The organism is Roseateles sp. (assembly GCF_039595595.1).
Lineage (GTDB): Bacteria > Pseudomonadota > Gammaproteobacteria > Burkholderiales > Burkholderiaceae_C > Roseateles.
This window is the reverse complement of sequence record NZ_JBCNLG010000006.1, coordinates 107,905-123,416: the sequence shown is the minus strand read 5'-3', so window position 1 is coordinate 123,416 and position 15,512 is coordinate 107,905. Positions and strand designations below refer to the sequence as shown.

At 69.0% G+C, this 15,512-nt stretch carries 20 protein-coding genes; 17 read left to right on the top strand and 3 right to left on the bottom strand.

All coding sequences use genetic code 11. The features are described from left to right. Positions 1-133 precede the first annotated feature (133 nt). Entirely contained in the window at positions 134-385 is a 252-nt protein-coding gene (locus ABDW61_RS10090; RefSeq protein ID WP_343638345.1) for an acyl-CoA-binding protein, read from the bottom strand. A 271-nt stretch (positions 386-656) separates the two neighbouring features. Between ABDW61_RS10090 and ABDW61_RS10085 the strand changes: the two genes are divergently transcribed. Beyond that, entirely contained in the window at positions 657-2,102 is a 1,446-nt protein-coding gene (locus ABDW61_RS10085) for a wax ester/triacylglycerol synthase family O-acyltransferase (protein WP_343638344.1), read from the top strand. Positions 2,103-2,199: 97 nt separating this feature from the next. Here ABDW61_RS10085 and ABDW61_RS10080 read toward each other — a convergent pair whose 3' ends face one another. Together ABDW61_RS10080 and ABDW61_RS10075 are read right to left on the bottom strand one after the other, a co-directional pair. Continuing rightward, a complete protein-coding gene (locus tag ABDW61_RS10080; RefSeq protein ID WP_343638342.1) occupies positions 2,200-2,529 on the bottom strand; it encodes a hypothetical protein in 330 nt (109 codons plus the stop codon). A gap of 158 nt (positions 2,530-2,687) precedes the next feature. After that, complete coding sequence (locus tag ABDW61_RS10075; protein ID WP_343638340.1) at positions 2,688-3,359, bottom strand: TetR/AcrR family transcriptional regulator; 672 nt, start codon at positions 3,357-3,359, stop codon at positions 2,688-2,690. Between the two features lie 90 nt (positions 3,360-3,449). Between ABDW61_RS10075 and ABDW61_RS10070 the strand changes: the two genes are divergently transcribed. The 16 genes from ABDW61_RS10070 to ABDW61_RS09995 all read left to right on the top strand — a co-directional run bounded on the left by ABDW61_RS10070 (position 3,450) and on the right by ABDW61_RS09995 (position 15,434). Beyond that, on the top strand, positions 3,450-4,406 hold the full coding sequence (locus ABDW61_RS10070) for an ABC transporter ATP-binding protein (RefSeq protein ID WP_343638338.1): 957 nt from the start codon (positions 3,450-3,452) through the stop codon (positions 4,404-4,406). Further along, positions 4,403-5,185, top strand: a complete 783-nt coding sequence (locus ABDW61_RS10065) for an ABC transporter permease (RefSeq protein ID WP_343638336.1) — start codon at positions 4,403-4,405, stop codon at positions 5,183-5,185. The genes ABDW61_RS10070 and ABDW61_RS10065 overlap by 4 nt, the downstream gene beginning before the upstream one ends. 28 nt (positions 5,186-5,213) lie before the next feature. After that, positions 5,214-5,477 carry a BolA family protein gene (locus ABDW61_RS10060; RefSeq protein WP_343638335.1) on the top strand — a complete coding sequence of 88 codons (264 nt, stop codon included), beginning with the start codon at positions 5,214-5,216 and terminating at the stop codon, positions 5,475-5,477. A gap of 116 nt (positions 5,478-5,593) precedes the next feature. Then, positions 5,594-6,235, top strand: coding sequence for an ATP phosphoribosyltransferase (gene hisG / locus ABDW61_RS10055; RefSeq protein WP_343638334.1), 642 nt, complete (start codon positions 5,594-5,596; stop codon positions 6,233-6,235). 20 nt (positions 6,236-6,255) lie between these two features. Further along, positions 6,256-7,569 carry a histidinol dehydrogenase gene (gene hisD, locus ABDW61_RS10050; protein WP_343638332.1) on the top strand — a complete coding sequence of 438 codons (1,314 nt, stop codon included), beginning with the start codon at positions 6,256-6,258 and terminating at the stop codon, positions 7,567-7,569. A 173-nt stretch (positions 7,570-7,742) separates the two neighbouring features. Further along, positions 7,743-9,293, top strand: a complete 1,551-nt coding sequence (locus ABDW61_RS10045) for a methyl-accepting chemotaxis protein (RefSeq protein ID WP_343638331.1) — start codon at positions 7,743-7,745, stop codon at positions 9,291-9,293. Positions 9,294-9,377: 84 nt separating this feature from the next. Continuing rightward, a complete protein-coding gene (locus tag ABDW61_RS10040; protein WP_088408424.1) occupies positions 9,378-9,596 on the top strand; it encodes a CopG family transcriptional regulator in 219 nt (72 codons plus the stop codon). Beyond that, positions 9,593-10,111, top strand: coding sequence for a PIN domain-containing protein (locus ABDW61_RS10035; RefSeq protein ID WP_343638329.1), 519 nt, complete (start codon positions 9,593-9,595; stop codon positions 10,109-10,111). Before ABDW61_RS10040 ends, ABDW61_RS10035 begins: the two co-directional genes overlap by 4 nt. Further along, positions 10,108-11,217 (top strand): histidinol-phosphate transaminase, encoded by a 1,110-nt coding sequence (hisC, locus tag ABDW61_RS10030; RefSeq protein WP_343638328.1) that lies wholly within the window; start codon positions 10,108-10,110, stop codon positions 11,215-11,217. Before ABDW61_RS10035 ends, hisC begins: the two co-directional genes overlap by 4 nt. A gap of 16 nt (positions 11,218-11,233) precedes the next feature. Then, complete coding sequence (hisB, locus tag ABDW61_RS10025; RefSeq protein WP_343638326.1) at positions 11,234-11,830, top strand: imidazoleglycerol-phosphate dehydratase HisB; 597 nt, start codon at positions 11,234-11,236, stop codon at positions 11,828-11,830. Then, the gene (hisH, locus tag ABDW61_RS10020; protein WP_343638324.1) at positions 11,827-12,483 is read left to right on the top strand and encodes an imidazole glycerol phosphate synthase subunit HisH; all 657 of its coding nucleotides are present in this window, start codon (positions 11,827-11,829) and stop codon (positions 12,481-12,483) included. Before hisB ends, hisH begins: the two co-directional genes overlap by 4 nt. A 66-nt stretch (positions 12,484-12,549) precedes the next feature. Then, positions 12,550-13,293, top strand: a complete 744-nt coding sequence (hisA, locus tag ABDW61_RS10015; protein WP_343638322.1) for a 1-(5-phosphoribosyl)-5-[(5-phosphoribosylamino)methylideneamino]imidazole-4-carboxamide isomerase — start codon at positions 12,550-12,552, stop codon at positions 13,291-13,293. A 3-nt stretch (positions 13,294-13,296) separates the two neighbouring features. Beyond that, a complete protein-coding gene (gene hisF, locus ABDW61_RS10010) occupies positions 13,297-14,067 on the top strand; it encodes an imidazole glycerol phosphate synthase subunit HisF (RefSeq protein ID WP_343638320.1) in 771 nt (256 codons plus the stop codon). Beyond that, positions 14,064-14,657, top strand: a complete 594-nt coding sequence (gene rsmD / locus ABDW61_RS10005; RefSeq protein ID WP_343638318.1) for a 16S rRNA (guanine(966)-N(2))-methyltransferase RsmD — start codon at positions 14,064-14,066, stop codon at positions 14,655-14,657. Before hisF ends, rsmD begins: the two co-directional genes overlap by 4 nt. Before the next feature lie 9 nt (positions 14,658-14,666). Further along, positions 14,667-15,176: a pantetheine-phosphate adenylyltransferase gene (coaD, locus tag ABDW61_RS10000; RefSeq protein ID WP_343638316.1), complete on the top strand. Its 510-nt coding sequence runs from the start codon at positions 14,667-14,669 to the stop codon at positions 15,174-15,176. Positions 15,177-15,179: 3 nt separating this feature from the next. Next, positions 15,180-15,434, top strand: coding sequence for a YfhL family 4Fe-4S dicluster ferredoxin (locus tag ABDW61_RS09995; RefSeq protein WP_343638314.1), 255 nt, complete (start codon positions 15,180-15,182; stop codon positions 15,432-15,434). The last annotated feature ends 78 nt before the right edge of the window (positions 15,435-15,512 follow it).

The window sequence follows — 15,512 nt, the reverse complement described above, 5'->3', positions numbered from 1 at the left end:
GGCCTGGCTGACCCGCAAGCCGTAGCGCCTCGGTCAAGGCCTCCGGTGCCTGTGCCGAGAAGCAAAAAGGCCGTCCTGTTCGGGCGGCCTTCCGAAATCTCCGGTGCCGGCGCTGGCGCCGGCGCTTGACGGCTTACTTCAGCCCTTCCACCAGATCGATGTACGCCTGCATCGCGTCATCGCTGGACTTTCCCTCATGCGCCTTCCAGGCGTCCCACTTGGCGCGGTTGACGAAGTCCGTCATGCCGGGGCGGTCACCCTCGACATCGCCGGCCGTGGCCTGCTTGAACAGCGCGTACAGCTGCAACAGGGTCTGGTTGTCCGGCCGCTCGGGCAGGGTCTTGGAATCGGCGACGGCCGCGTCGAACTGGTCCTTGAGGCTCATGTGTGTCTCCCGTGGCGATGAGCAGGGCGTCCCGTTGGCGACAATCAGGACGGATCGCCGCGATGTTACCCACCCCATCCCCCGACCCGGACTGGGGCCGCCTCTCTAGATGACGCATCATCAGGGCTGCATCGCCGCGACAGCCGCCCCCGCCGACCAGGAGACCGCATTGCCCACATCCGCCGCGCCCGCACCGAAGCCCGTCCAGGCCGCCAGGACCGTCCGGTCCCCGCGGCCGGCCGCTGCTGGACTGCCCCGCGGCGCCGAGCCCATGTCCAAGGTCGACACCGCCTGGCTGCGACTGGACACCGAGGCCAACCGGATGGTCATCCACGGCGTGCTGTTCCTGAAGCCCGCCATCGCCCTCGACGACCTGCGCGCCCGCGTGGCCGAGCGGCTGCTGCGCTTCCCGCGTTTCCGGCAGCGCGTCGTCGAGTCCGGTGACAGCGCCTGGTGGGTCGAGGACACCGAGGTCGACATCGCCCGCCACGTCGTCCCCGAGACGCTCAAGCGCCGTCGCGGGCGGCCGCTCGAGGGCGCGCTGCAGGACCGGCTCGCCGAACTCGCCGCCGAGCCGCTCGATCCCTCGCGCCCGCTGTGGCAGCTCCATCTGATCGAGCATTACGACGGCAGCAGCGCGCTGATCGCCCGTGTCCATCACTGCATCGCGGACGGCATCGCGCTGATCGCGGTGCTGCTGTCGATCACCGATGGCGGGAGCGCGCCGCCGCTCGCGCCCAAGGAGACGAGCGGCAAAGAGAAGGGCCGCAAGACGGGCAGCCCGAAAGCCGGCAGATCCACGCCGCCGGCTGACGGCGTCGACGCCGCCGAGCCCGAATGGCTCGCCGATGCCATGGTCAAGCCGATCAACGCCTGGACGGTGCGCGAGATCCAGGAGCACTCGGTGCCGGGCGCCAAGGGTGCCAAGGGCGGCTCGCCGGCCGAGCGGCTCGGCCGGCAGGTGCTCCAGGACGCCGCCGCGCTGACCGAAGCGCCCGACGACGCCAAGACCCGCCTCAAGGGCAAGGCCGGCCGCGACAAGCGCGTCGCCTGGGCGGCACCGCTGTCGCTGGACGCGGTCAAGGCGGTGGGCAAGTCGATGAACGTGTCGGTCAACGACGTGCTGCTGAGCTGCGTCGCCGGCGCGATCGGCCTGTATCTGCGCGAGCAGGGCGATGAACTCCAGGACCAGGAGATCCGCGCGCTGGTCCCCGTCAATCTGCGTCCGCTGGAGACGGCCTGGCAACTGGGCAATCGCTTCGGCATGGTGCCGCTGCCGATGCCGGTGGGCATCGCCAACCCGGTCAAGCGGCTCTACGCGGTCCACGCGCGGACGCAGGCGGTGAAGAACAGCCTGCAGCCGGCGCTGTCGCTGGGCTTGATGGCGACCTCCGGCGCGGTCGAGAAGGCCGCGCAGCGCGCGATGCTCAAGACGCTGTCGCGCAAGGCAACCGCGCTGATGACCAACGTGCCGGGCCCCGCGCAGGCGCTGCAACTGTGCGGCGCGGCCGTCGAGCGCGTCATGTTCTGGGCCCCGCAGGCCGGCGACATGAGCCTGGGCATCAGCATCCTGACCTACGCCGGCCAAGTGCAGTTCGGGCTCATCGCCGATGCCGGCCTGTGCCCCGATCCGGAGCGCATCGTGGCCCACTTCGAGCCCGAGTTCCAGCAGCTGCTGACGCTGGCGCTGATGCTCCCGTGGGAGGCGAAGGACTGAGCGCCGGCACTGCGTCCGCGTCATCCGTCCAACCGTTGTTGTCCGCGCCATGGAAAACGCCGCCCGAAGGCGGCGTTCGTCGCTGCGGCGGGACGCCTTACCTGGCGGCCTTCTTCGCCGGCTGCGGACGGCCGGCGGCGGTGGGATAGGCATTCATCACGCGGACCGGATCGGCGCTGGCCAGGTACTCGGCGTACTGCGTCTGGCCGCAGGCCACTGCCTGGCCCGAGGTGGCCTCGCCGCGGTACTCGCCGCGGTTGTAGACGAAGCGGTACTCGTTGGCGTCGGCCGGCTGCTCGAACTTCACCGCGTGCTGGCTCGCGCATTCGGCGCGCAGCGCCTTGGCGTCCGCGTTCTCGGCGGTGGCGGCTTGCGCCAGCGGAGCGATCAGGGCCAGCACGGCGGCGGAGATCAGGATGCGCTTCATGGAGTCGGTCCCTCGATGTCGGTGAATGCGATATCCCTAATTTATAGGGTGTCGTTTTCCAGCGCCAACCGCGACCAGGGGGGCCGGCTTCGCACGAATCCAGGGTTTCTGCGGAGGCCCGCCAGTGGCCGCGATGCTACCGATGCCCCGCGCCGGGGTCAGGCCGTGCCCGCGCCGGCCGGCTGGTACTTGCCGGCGAGCTGGAACAGGTGATCCCGCGAGCCCGGCTCCAGATACGGCAGCAGCAGCCCCAGCACGTGGAAGGCGCCGCGCATCAGCGCCTCGCCGGCGCGTTCAGGCTCCAGCGCATTGCGCGGGTCGCGCACGTACTCGTAGCTCAGCCAGTAGCTGAGCAGCACCACCATCGCGTTGGCGGTCGGCACGGCCTCGCGCACCTGCATCGTCAGCGCGCCGCTGGCCTGCAGCCCGCCCAGCAGACCGGCCATCGCCTGGGTCTTCTGCTCCAGCACGTGCTGGAAGTGCGTCTCCAGCTTGCGGTTCTTGGACAGCAGGTCGTTGAGGTCGCGATACAGGAAGCGGTGCTGCCAGATCAGCTCGAACAGCATGTGGAAGAACAGCCAGGCGTCCTCCACGTTGCGCACGTTGTGCACCGCGGCCAGCAGCTCCGACAGGGCCTTGTCGTAGCGGTTGAAGAGCGCGTTGATGAGCTCGTCCTTGGCCGGGTAGTGGTAGTACAGGTTGCCGGGCGAGATACCGAGCTCCGCCGAAATCAGCGTGGTCGAGACGTTCGGCTCGCCGAAGCGATTGAAGAGGTCCAGCGTGACTTCGAGGATGCGTTCGGCGGTTCGGCGCGGCTTCTTGGTGGCCATGGGCCCGTGGGCGTGGTGGGGGCGAGTGGCCGCATTCTGTCATGACCCCAGGCGGGCGCGGGACAGGGGCGCTGCCTACAATCGCCGCCCATGCCCGCAAGCCCCCCACAACAGCCGGCCGCCACGCCTGCGCCGGCCGGCGGTCCGCCCGCCCTGCGATTCCACAACGTCAGCAAGACCTACCGCGCCGGACAGCTCCGCGCGCTGGATGGCGTCAGCTTCGACATCCAGCCCGGCGAATTCTTCGGCCTGCTCGGTCCCAACGGGGCCGGCAAGACCAGCCTGATCAGCATCCTGGCCGGCCTGTCGCGCGCCAGCGGCGGACAGGTGTCGGTGCTGGGCCATGACGTCGTCGACGATTACGCCAATGCCCGCAAGAAGCTCGGCATCGTGCCGCAGGAGCTGGTCTTCGACCCGTTCTTCAGCGTGCGCGAGACGCTGCGCATCCAGTCCGGCTACTTCGGTGTTCGCAACAACGACGACTGGATCGACGAGCTGCTGCTCAACCTCGGCCTGGCCGACAAGGCCCACAACAACATGCGCCAGCTCTCGGGCGGCATGAAGCGCCGCGTGCTGGTCGCGCAGGCGCTGGTGCATCGCCCGCCGGTCATCGTGCTGGACGAGCCCACCGCCGGCGTCGACGTCGAACTGCGCCAGACGCTGTGGCAGTTCATCGCGCGCCTGAACCGCGAGGGCCACACCGTGCTGCTGACCACGCATTACCTGGAAGAGGCCGAGGCGCTCTGCCACCGCATCGCGATGCTGAAGCAGGGAAAGATCGTGGCCCTCAACCGCACCTCGGAGCTGCTGGCCGGCACCGCGTCGACGATGCTGCAGTTCAAGACCGACTCGGCGCTGCCGCTGGCGCTGGCCGGGCGCGCGCGCAGCACCGGGCGCATCGTCCAGATCACCGCGCACGACGCGGCGGAGGTCGAGGGCATCCTCGCCACGCTGCGCGAGGCCGCCGTCCCGATCGAGGACCTGGAGATCGGCCGCGCCGACCTCGAGGACGTCTTCATCGACATCATGCAAGGGGGCCGCGCATGAGTGCCAGCCACTTCCCGATCCGCCTCGAAGGCGCGCGCACGCTGTTCTACAAGGAGGTGCTGCGCTTCTGGAAGGTCGCCTTCCAGACCGTCGGCGCGCCGGTGCTCACTGCCGTGCTGTACCTGCTGGTGTTCGGCCATGTGCTCGAGGACCACGTCAAGGTCTACGGCAGCGTCGGCTACACCAGCTTCCTGATCCCCGGCCTGGTGATGATGAGCGTGCTGCAGAACGCGTTCGCGAACAGCTCCTCGTCGCTGATCCAGAGCAAGATCACCGGCAACCTGGTGTTCCTGCTGGTGTCGCCGCTGTCGCACTGGGCCTGGTTCCTGGCCTATGTCGGCGCGTCCGTGATCCGCGGGCTGATGGTGGGTGCGGGCGTGTTCATCGCCACCGTGTGGTTCTCGCCGCCGGGCATGGCCAACCCGCTGTGGGTGCTGGCCTTCGCGGTGCTGGGCGCCGGACTGATGGGCTCGCTGGGGCTGATCGCCGGGCTGTGGGCGGAGAAGTTCGACCAGATGGCCGCCTTCCAGAACTTCATCGTGATGCCGATGACCTTCCTGTCGGGCGTCTTCTACTCGGTGCATTCGCTGCCCGCGTTCTGGCAGGGCGTGAGCCACCTGAACCCGTTCTTCTACATGATCGACGGCTTCCGCCATGGCTTCTTCGGTGTCAGCGACGCCTCGCCCTGGATCAGCCTGGGCGTGGTGGCGATCGCGCTGGCGATCGTCTCGGCCTTCGCGCTGGAACTGCTGCGCCGCGGCTACAAGATCCGTCACTGAAAGCGCCCGGGTAGAATCCCGCCCCATCATGGCCGATCCGACCCCCGCAGAAGTCCAGAGCTACATCGCCCAGGGTCTCGCTTGCAGCGAGCTCCAGGTCGAGGGCGACGGGCGCCATTTCTTCGCGACGATCGTGTCGGCCGAGTTCGAGGGCCTGAGCCGGATCAAGCGCCACCAGCGCGTGTACCAGGCGCTGGGCGATCGCATGCGCGAGCAGATCCACGCGCTGTCGATGAAGACGCTGACCCCCGCCGAGTTCGCGCAGCAAGGCAGCGCGCCTCACCATCACTGACAGCCACCCGGCCGTGAGGCGGGTGGCGGTGTGGCCCGTCCGGTGAACCCCGCTGCCGTCCCGCTGAACAGCCCGAAGCGCTTCGTCGCGAGGCGCGCGTTCACCGAGGACATCGCATGATCACCCTGGCACTTTCCAAGGGCCGCATCTTCGAAGAGACCCTGCCGCTGCTGGCGGCCGCGGGCATCTCCGTGCTGGAAGACCCGGACAGCTCCCGCAAGCTGATCCTCCCCACCAACCAGGCTCAGGTGCGCGTCGTGCTCGTGCGCGCGACCGACGTCCCGACCTATGTCGAGTACGGCGGCGCCGACCTCGGCGTGGCCGGCCGCGACGTGTTGATCGAGCATGGCGGCCAGGGCCTGTACCAGCCGCTGGACCTGCGCATCGCGCAGTGCCGCATGAGCGTCGCGGTGCGCGACGACTTCGACTACGAGAACGCCGTGCGCCAGGGCTCGCGGCTGCGCGTGGCGACGAAGTACACCTCGATCGCGCGCCAGCACTTCGCCGACAAGGGCGTGCACGTGGACCTCATCAAGCTCTATGGCTCGATGGAGCTGGCGCCGCTGACCGGGCTGGCCGAGGCCATCGTCGATCTGGTGTCCACCGGGAGCACGCTCAAGGCGAACCGGCTGGTCGAGGTCGAGCGGATCATGGACATCTCCTCGCGGCTGGTCGTCAACCAGGCGGCGCTCAAGCTCAAGCGCGAGGCCCTCAAGCCGCTGATCGACGCGATCGGCTCGGCCATCCCCGCCGCTTGAGCACAGATCCGGAGTTCGCCATGACGACCACCCTTCGCACCCTGAACACCACCGACGCGGACTTCGACGCGCAGTTCCAGCGCGTGCTGCACTGGTCCGCCGAGACCGACGCCGCGATCGAGACGCGCGTGGCCGAGATCCTGGCCGACGTGCGCGAGCGCGGCGACGTGGCGGTGCTCGAGTACACGGCCCGCTTCGATCAGCTGCAGGCCGCTTCGCTCGCGGCGCTGGAGCTGACCCGCGACGAACTGAAGGCCGCCTTCGATGGCCTGCCCGCGGCGCAGGCCCAGGCCCTGACCCAGGCCGCCGAGCGCGTGCGCCGCTATCACGAGCGCCAGAAGCAGGCCTGCGGCGAAAGCTGGAGCTACCGGGACGAGGACGGCACGCTGCTGGGCCAGAAGGTCACGCCGCTGGATCGCGTGGGCATCTACGTGCCGGGCGGCAAGGCCGCGTATCCGTCGAGCGTGCTGATGAACGCGATCCCGGCGCAGGTCGCCGGCGTGCCCGAGATCGTGATGGTCGTGCCCACCCCGCGCGGCGAGAAGAATCCGCTGGTGCTTGCCGCGGCCTATGTCGCCGGCGTGCACCGCGCCTTCACGATCGGGGGCGCGCAGGCGGTGGCGGCGCTGGCCTACGGCACGGCGACCGTGCCGCGCGTGGACAAGATCACCGGCCCGGGCAATGCCTACGTCGCCAGCGCGAAGAAGCATGTCTTCGGCCAGGTCGGCATCGACATGATCGCCGGGCCGAGCGAGATCCTCGTGCTCGCCGACGGCACGACGCCGCCGGACTGGGTCGCGATGGACCTGTTCAGCCAGGCCGAGCACGACGAGCTCGCGCAGAGCATCCTGCTGTGTCCCGACGCGGCCTACATCGCGCAGGTGCGCGACGCCATCGAGCGCCTGCTGCCGGGCATGCCGCGGCGTGACGTGATCCGGGCGTCGCTGGAAGGGCGGGGCGCGCTGATCCAGACGCGCTCGATGGAGGAGGCCTGTGAGATCAGCAACCGCATCGCGCCGGAACACCTCGAGGTCTCCAGCGCCGATCCGCACCGCTGGGAGCCGCTGCTGCGCCATGCCGGCGCGATCTTCCTGGGCGCCTACACCAGTGAATCGCTGGGCGACTACTGCGCCGGGCCGAACCATGTGCTGCCCACCTCGGGGACGGCGCGCTTCTCCTCGCCGCTGGGCGTCTACGACTTCCAGAAGCGCTCCAGCCTGATCGAGGTCAGCGAGGCCGGCGCGCAGCTGCTGGGGCCGATCGCCGCGACGCTCGCATACGGCGAGGGCCTGCAGGCGCATGCGCAGGCGGCGGAGTTCCGGCTCAAGCGCTGACCCGGCCGCACCGGGCGGCCGCGCGCCGCCCGGCTCGCGCAGATTTCACGCGGTGACTGGGGGCAAACCCTGGCTCGTGGATAAACCGCCACTTTCGCCGCTGTTTCGCTGCTCGCCCTTTTGCGCGCCGATCTAGCATCGCTGCTGCTTGCTCAAGACAAGGACGGCGAAGCATGAAGATTTCTGACCTGCGCGTCGGCGTACGCATTTCGTTGGGGTTCGCGGCGGTGCTGCTGGCGACCGTGCTGGTGGGCGTGGTCGCGATCACCCGCATCCAGGTGATCCAGGGCAACGTCGAGGAGATGGGCTCTGACTGGATTCCTTCCATCAACTCGATCAATGCCTTGCGCGGCCAGCTCAACGAGTTGCGCCGCGCCGAGATGTCCATGTGCCTCAAGGACGTGATCCTGGAGGTCGAACAGGAGCAGGACCGCATCAAGAACCTGCGCGAGAAGGTCCTGCCCGGGCTGGCCAAGGACTACGAGGCCATGATCTCCACGCCGGAGGAAGGCGCCCAGTGGAAGGTGGCCAAGGACAAGTACGCGGCCTTCCTCGCCATCCAGGACAAGCTGATCGCCGCGCGCAAGGCCGGCAATCGCGGCGAGTACCTCGCGACTGTTTCCGGCGAGTCCGGCGCCGCCTTCGCCGAGGTGGTCGGCGCGGTGCAGAAGCTGGTCGACATCAACACCGAAGGCGGTCAGCGGAGCGTCGAGGAATCGCGCCGTGCCTACAAGGCGGTCCTGACGACGATGATCGTGCTGATCGCGGCCGCGCTGACCGCTGGCATCGTCATCGCGATCTACCTGACGCGCAGCACCGTCAAGCCGCTGACCGACATGGTCGGCGCCGCCAGCCGCGTCGCCGAGGGCGACCTGACCGTCGAGATCGACACCTCCCGCCGCGATGAGCTGGGCCAGCTGGCGCAAGCCTTGTCGGCAATGCAGGGCGCGCTCAGCCGCTCGCTGTCGACAGTGCGCGCCAGCGCCGAGAGCATCGCCATGTCGAGCAGCGAAGTGGCCGCCGGCAGCAGCGACCTGTCGGCCCGCACCGAGCAGATGGCGTCGAGCCTGGAGCAGACTTCGGCCACGATGCAGGCGCTGACGGACACCGTCCGCATGAACGCCGATGCCACGCGCCAGGCCAGCCAGCTGGCGCTGAACGCCAGCCAGGTCGCGGATCGCGGTGGCGTGGTGGTGTCCGAGGTCGTCAGCACGATGGACCAGATCAACGCGTCCTCGCGCAAGATCGCCGACATCATCGGCACCATCGACGGCATCGCCTTCCAGACCAACATCCTGGCGCTGAACGCGGCCGTCGAGGCGGCCCGGGCCGGCGAGCAGGGCCGCGGCTTCGCGGTCGTCGCCGGCGAAGTCCGCTCGCTGGCGCAGCGCAGCGCCGAGGCCGCGCGCGAGATCAAGGCGCTGATCGGCTCCTCGGTCGAGCGGGTCGAGGCGGGCGCGCGCCTGGTCGGCGATGCCGGCGAGACCATGCGCGACATCGTCGGCGCGGTGCAACGGGTCACGGACATCATTCAAGAGATCTCGTCAGCCACGCAGGAACAGAGCACCAGCCTCATGGAGGTCGGTCAGGCCGTGCGCCGCCTGGACGAGGTCACGCAGCAGAATGCCGCGCTGGTCGAGGAGTCCTCGGCCGCGTCCGAATCGCTGCGCGAGCAGGCGGGGAGCCTGCAGCAGGTGGTCGGCCAGTTCCGCCTGCACGGCTGAAGCCCAGGAGCGCAGGAGCGCATCAGGGGCTTCACGGAACACGAAGTTCGTGCAACACGAACTTCGTGTTAGGCTGCGGCCCTCATGAAGAACGTCACCGTCACCATGGAAGACAGCGTCGCCGAGTGGGCGAGGCTGGAGGCGGCGCGGCGCAACACGAGCGTGTCACGCCTGGTCGGCGAGCTGCTCGCCGAGAAGATGCGCCACGACGACGCCTACGAGCGCGCGCTGCAGGACTGGCTGCACCGCGAGCGCACCTGGTCTTCCGACGGCCAGCCCTACCCGGGCCGGGAGCTGCTGTGAGCCCCTCGGCCGGCCCCCTCCCTGGCGTGTCCATCGAACTGACCTGCCCGGTGTTCGTCGACACCTCGGTGCTGATCCTGAGCGAGGACGGCGCCGAGCCCGCGCGACGCGCGCAGGCGATGCTCTGGCTGCGCGTGCTGTGGCAGCAGCGGCTGGGCCGCACCTCGAGCCAGGTGCTGAATGATTTCTACCGCGCGGTGACCACCCGCATCGCGCCGCCCATGCCCAACGGCGATGCCCGTGCCGAGGTCCGCCGCTACCAGCGCTGGGCGCCGTGGTCGACCGATCACGCGACGGTCGAGTCGGCATGGTCGCTCGAGAGCCGCTTCGCGCTGCCCTATGCCGACGCGCTGATCGTCGCCGCCGCCAAGGCGCAAGGCTGCGAGACGCTGCTGAGCCTGTCGCTGCCGCACGGGCAACTGTTCGACAGCGTCCTGATCGTCGATCCGCTGCGCGCGCTGCCGGCGGGCGTGTCGTCGTCCGATTCCCTTCCTTCCCTGTCCGTGACCCCATGAAAGCGTCCCTCGACCGAGCCCTGGGCGTGCTGCGCGACGACGTTCGCGCGATGCAGGCGTACCAGGTGCATGCCAGCGCCGGCCTGATCAAGCTGGACGCGATGGAGAACCCGTTCCGCCTGCCGGAGCCGCTTCAGCGCGCGCTGGGCGAGCGGCTGGGCGCCGTCGCGATCAACCGTTATCCGGGCGAACGCACCCAGCAGCTCGCGCAGGCGCTGGCCGATCATGCGAAGTTGCCGCAGGGCAAGGCGCTGATGCTGGGCAACGGCTCGGACGAACTGATCTCGCTGCTCGCGATGGCGGTTTGCAAGCCGGGACAGCGGGTCGCGGTGCTGGCGCCGGTGCCGGGCTTCGTCATGTACGAGCTGTCGTCGAAGTACCAGCACCTGGACTTCGTCGGGGTGCCGCTCACGGCGGACTTCGAGCTCGACGAGGCCGCGATGCTGGCCGCGATCGCCGAGCACCAGCCCGCGGTCGTCTATCTGGCCTATCCGAACAACCCGACCGCCAACCTCTGGGACGACGCCGTCATCGAGCGCATCGCGCAGGCCGCGCCGGGGCTGGTCGTGATGGACGAGGCCTATCAGCCCTTCGCCGCGCGCGACGCGATGGCGCTGATGGCGCGTCATCCGCAGGTGCTGATCATGCGCACGATGAGCAAGTTCGGGCTGGCCGGCGTGCGCATCGGCTACCTGATGGGCCATGCCGAGCTGATCCATCACATCGACAAGCTGCGCCCGCCCTACAACGTCAGCGTGCTGAACGCGGAGGCGGGGCTGTTCGCGCTCGAGCATGCCAGCGAGTACGAGCGCCAGGCCGCCACGCTGCGCGCCGAGCGCGAGAAGCTCCAGGCCGCGCTCGCGGCGATGCCCCTGGTGCGCGCGTTTCCGAGCGAAGGCAACATGATCCTGGTGCGCGTGCCCGACGCCAACCGGCTGCATGCCGGCCTGAAGGCGCGCGGCGTGCTGGTCAAGAACGTCTCCGGCATGCATCCGCTGCTGGCCGGCTGCCTGCGCCTGACCGTCGGCGCGCCGGATGAGAACGCGGCGATGCTGGCGGCGCTGGACGCCAGCCTCGCGCGGCCCGAAGCCTCCCCGTCCCTCTGATTTCGCTGGAATCCCCATGAGCTCCGAACGCATCGCCGAAGTCCGCCGCGACACCAAGGAAACGCAGATCCGCGTGCGCGTCAATCTGGACGGCACCGGCCAGGCCACGCTGAACACCGGCATCGGCTTCTTCGATCACATGCTGGACCAGATCGCCCGCCACGGGCTGATCGACCTGGACATCGAGGCCAAGGGCGACCTGCACATCGACGGCCACCACACCGTCGAGGACGTCGGCATCACGCTGGGCATGGCGGTGGCGCAGGCGATCGGCGACAAGAAGGGCATCACCCGCTACGGCCACAGCTACGTGCCGCTGGACGAGGCGCTGTCGCGCGTGGTGGTGGACTTTTCCGGCCGTCCGGGGCTGGCGATGGACGTCAAGTTCACCGCGGGCTCGGTGGGCGCCTTCGACACGCAGCTGACCTACGAGTTCTTCCAGGGCTTCGTGAATCACGCGCTGGTGTCGCTGCACGTGGACAACCTCAAGGGCCACAACGCGCATCACCAGTGCGAGACGATGTTCAAGGCCTTCGGCCGCGCGCTGCGCATGGCGATGACGCTGGATCCGCGCTCGGCCGGCGTGATCCCGTCGACGAAGGGGACGCTGTGAGCATCGTTCCCAGGACCGTCGCCGTGGTCGATTACGGCATGGGCAACCTGCGCTCGGTCTCGCAGGCGGTGATGGCCGCGGCGCAGGATCAGGGCGTGCGGGTGGTCATCACGGCCAGACCCGAGGAGGTCCTGAGCGCCGAGCGCATCGTGCTCCCCGGCCAGGGCGCGATGCGCGACTGCATGCGCGAGCTCCAGGACAGCGGCCTGAAGGAGGCGGTGCTGGACGCCGCGGCCAACAAGCCGCTGATGGGCGTGTGCGTCGGCATGCAGATGCTGCTGGACCACAGCGAGGAGCAGGACACGCCGGGCCTGGGCCTCATTCCGGGGCGCGTGAAGCGCTTCCGGCTGGAGGGGCGGCTGCAGCCCGACGGCAGCCGCTACAAGGTGCCGCAGATGGGTTGGAACCGGGTCCGCCAGCGCCAGGCCCACCCGGTCTGGGGCGAGGTGCCGGACCAGAGCTGGTTCTACTTCGTCCACAGTTTTTATGCCGAGACGTCGGACCCGCGCGACAGCGCCGGCCAGAGCGAGTACGGCCTGAGCTTTACCTGCGCGGTGGCGAGGGATAACATTTTTGCCACCCAATTCCACCCCGAGAAAAGTGCCGCGTCCGGGCTTGCCCTGTACCGCAATTTCCTGCACTGGAAGCCCTGACTCGCGGCTTTCAGGCCATTCCCGGGTTTCCGCATCTTCATTTCCCCACCCTCAGCCCCCTCGGCCATGCTGCTGATTCCCGCGATCGACCTGAAAGACGGCAAATGCGTCCGCCTCAAGCAAGGCGACATGAATGACTCCACGACATTCGGCGAAGACCCGGCCGAGATGGCCCGCCGATGGGTCGACGCCGGTGCCCGGCGTCTGCACCTGGTGGACCTGAACGGCGCCTTCGCCGGCAAGCCGGTCAACGAGGCCGCCATCAAGGCCATCCTGCGCGAGGTCGGCGACGACATCCCCGTGCAGCTGGGCGGCGGCATCCGCGACCTGGACACGATCGAGCGCTATCTGGACGATGGCCTGTCGTACGTGATCATCGGCACCGCGGCGGTGAAGAACCCCGGCTTCCTGAAGGACGCGGCGTCGGCCTTCGGCGGCCACATCATCGTGGGCCTGGACGCCAAGGATGGCAAGGTCGCCACCGACGGCTGGAGCAAGCTCACCGGCCATGAGGTCGTGGACCTGGCCAGGAAGTTCGAGGACTACGGCGTCGAAGGCGTGATCTACACCGACATCGGCCGCGACGGCATGCTGACCGGCATCAACATCGACGCGACGGTGACGCTGGCGCGGGCGCTGTCCATCCCCGTGATCGCCTCGGGCGGTCTGTCGAACCTGAAGGACATCGAGGCGCTGTGCGCGGTCGAGTCCGAAGGCGTCGGCGGCGTGATCTGCGGCCGTGCGATCTACACCGGCGACCTGGACTTCGCCGCCGCGCAGCAGCGCGCCGACGAGTTGAACGGGGGCTGAGCGGTGCTGGCCAAGCGGATCATCCCGTGCCTGGACGTGACCGGCGGTCGCGTCGTGAAGGGCGTCAACTTCGTCGAGCTGCGGGATGCCGGCGATCCGGTCGAGATCGCCGCCCGCTACAACGAGCAGGGCGCGGACGAGCTGACCTTCCTGGACATCACCGCGACCAGCGATGGCCGCGACCTGATCCTGCCGATCATCGAGCGGGTCGCGTCGCAGGTGTTCATTCCGCTGACGGTCGGCGGCGGCGTGCGCGCGGTCGCGGACGTGCGGCGGCTGCTGAACGCGGGCGCGGACAAGGTCAGCTTCAACTCGGCGGCGGTGGCGGATCCGGAACTGATCCGCGCGGCGTCGGAGAAATACGGCGCGCAGTGCATCGTGGTCGCCATCGATGCCAAGCGCCGCGTGAACGCCGATGGCAGCACCGGCTGGGACGTGTACACGCATGGCGGCCGCAAGAACACGGGCCTGGACGCGATCGAGTGGGCCACCAGGATGGCCGAGCTCGGCGCCGGCGAGATCCTGCTGACCAGCATGGACCGCGACGGCACCAGGAGCGGCTTCGACCTGGCGCTGACGCGCGCGGTGTCGGACGCGGTGAGCGTGCCGGTGATCGCCTCGGGCGGCGTGGGCTCGCTGCAGGACCTGGCCGATGGCATCACGAAGGGCGGTGCCGATGCCGTGCTCGCCGCGAGCATCTTCCATTACGGCGACCACACGGTGGGCGAGGCCAAGGCGCTGATGGCGTCGCAGGGCATTCCGGTCCGTCAATGAGCGGCCAGGAAGCGCGCGCCAAGGGGCGCGGCGGGCCCGGCGAGGTCCGCATCGTCGGCGGCATCTGGAAGCGCTCGAAGCTGCCGGTGCCGGTCAGCGACGGCCTGCGGCCGACGCCGGACCGCGTGCGCGAGACGGTCTTCAACTGGCTTGGCCAGGACCTGGCCGGCTGGCGGGTGCTGGACGCCTTCGCGGGCAGCGGGGCGCTCGGCTTCGAGGCCGCGTCGCGCGGCGCGGCGCGGGTGGTGCTGCTGGAGCGCGACGGCAAGCTCGCCGCCGCGCTGAGGGCGAATCAGAAGCGGCTCGACAAGGACGGCGCGGTCCCGATGACGATCGAGAGCGCCGATGCGCTGGCCTGGATGCGCCGGGCGGCGCCCGGGAGCTTCGATCTGGTGTTCCTGGATCCGCCGTTCGCGCAGAGCCTGTTCGTCGACGCGCTGGCGGCCGCGGCGCCGCTGCTCGGCGAGCATGGACTGATCTACCTGGAGTCGCCGGAACCGGTGGCGGCGCCCGAGGCGCTGGGCTTGTCCGTGTGGAAGGAAGGGCGGGCCGGGGCGGTGCACTACCGCCTGCTGCGGCGCGGCGGATAATCCGCGCCCATGACCTCGCAGACCCTGCTGACCGCCGTCTACCCCGGCACCTTCGACCCGATGACCCTCGGCCACGAGGATCTCGTGCGCCGCGCCAGCCGGCTGTTCGAGCGGCTGGTGCTGGCGGTCGCGGCGGGGCATCACAAGAAGACGATGTTCAGCGTCGACGAGCGGCTGGAGATGGCGCGCGAGCTGGTGTCACCGTATCCGAACGTCGAGGTGGTGGCCTTCAAGGGCCTGCTGCGCGACTTCGTGCTGGAGAACGACGGCAAGGTCGTGGTGCGCGGGCTGCGGGCGGTGTCCGATTTCGAGTATGAATTCCAGATGGCCGGCATGAACCGGCAGCTGATGCCGGACGTGGAGACGCTGTTCCTGACCCCGTCGGACCAGTACCAGTTCATTTCGTCGACTTTCGTGCGCGAGATCGCGACCTTGGGCGGCGAGGTCTCCAAGTTCGTCTCGCCGCGGGTGCGTGAGCGGCTGGAAGAGCGCATCGCCAAGAACCGCGTGGAGCAGTAAGCCATGGCCTTGATGATCACCGACGAATGCATCAACTGCGATGTGTGCGAGCCGGAGTGCCCGAACCAGGCGATCTCGATGGGCGAGGAGTTCTATCAGATCGACCCTGGCAAGTGCACCGAGTGCGTGGGTCATTTCGACGAGCCGCAATGCGCGATGTTGTGCCCGGTGGCCTGCATTCCGGTGAATCCGGCGCATGTCGAATCGCGCGAGACCTTGATGCAGAAGTATCTGCGGTTGACGCAGTCCACGGCTTGAGTCATTCGCCTCCTTGGATGGGCAATTGAAGCGCCGGCCGCCCCGGCGCACCATCATCGCTTTCTGATTCCGGCTGCT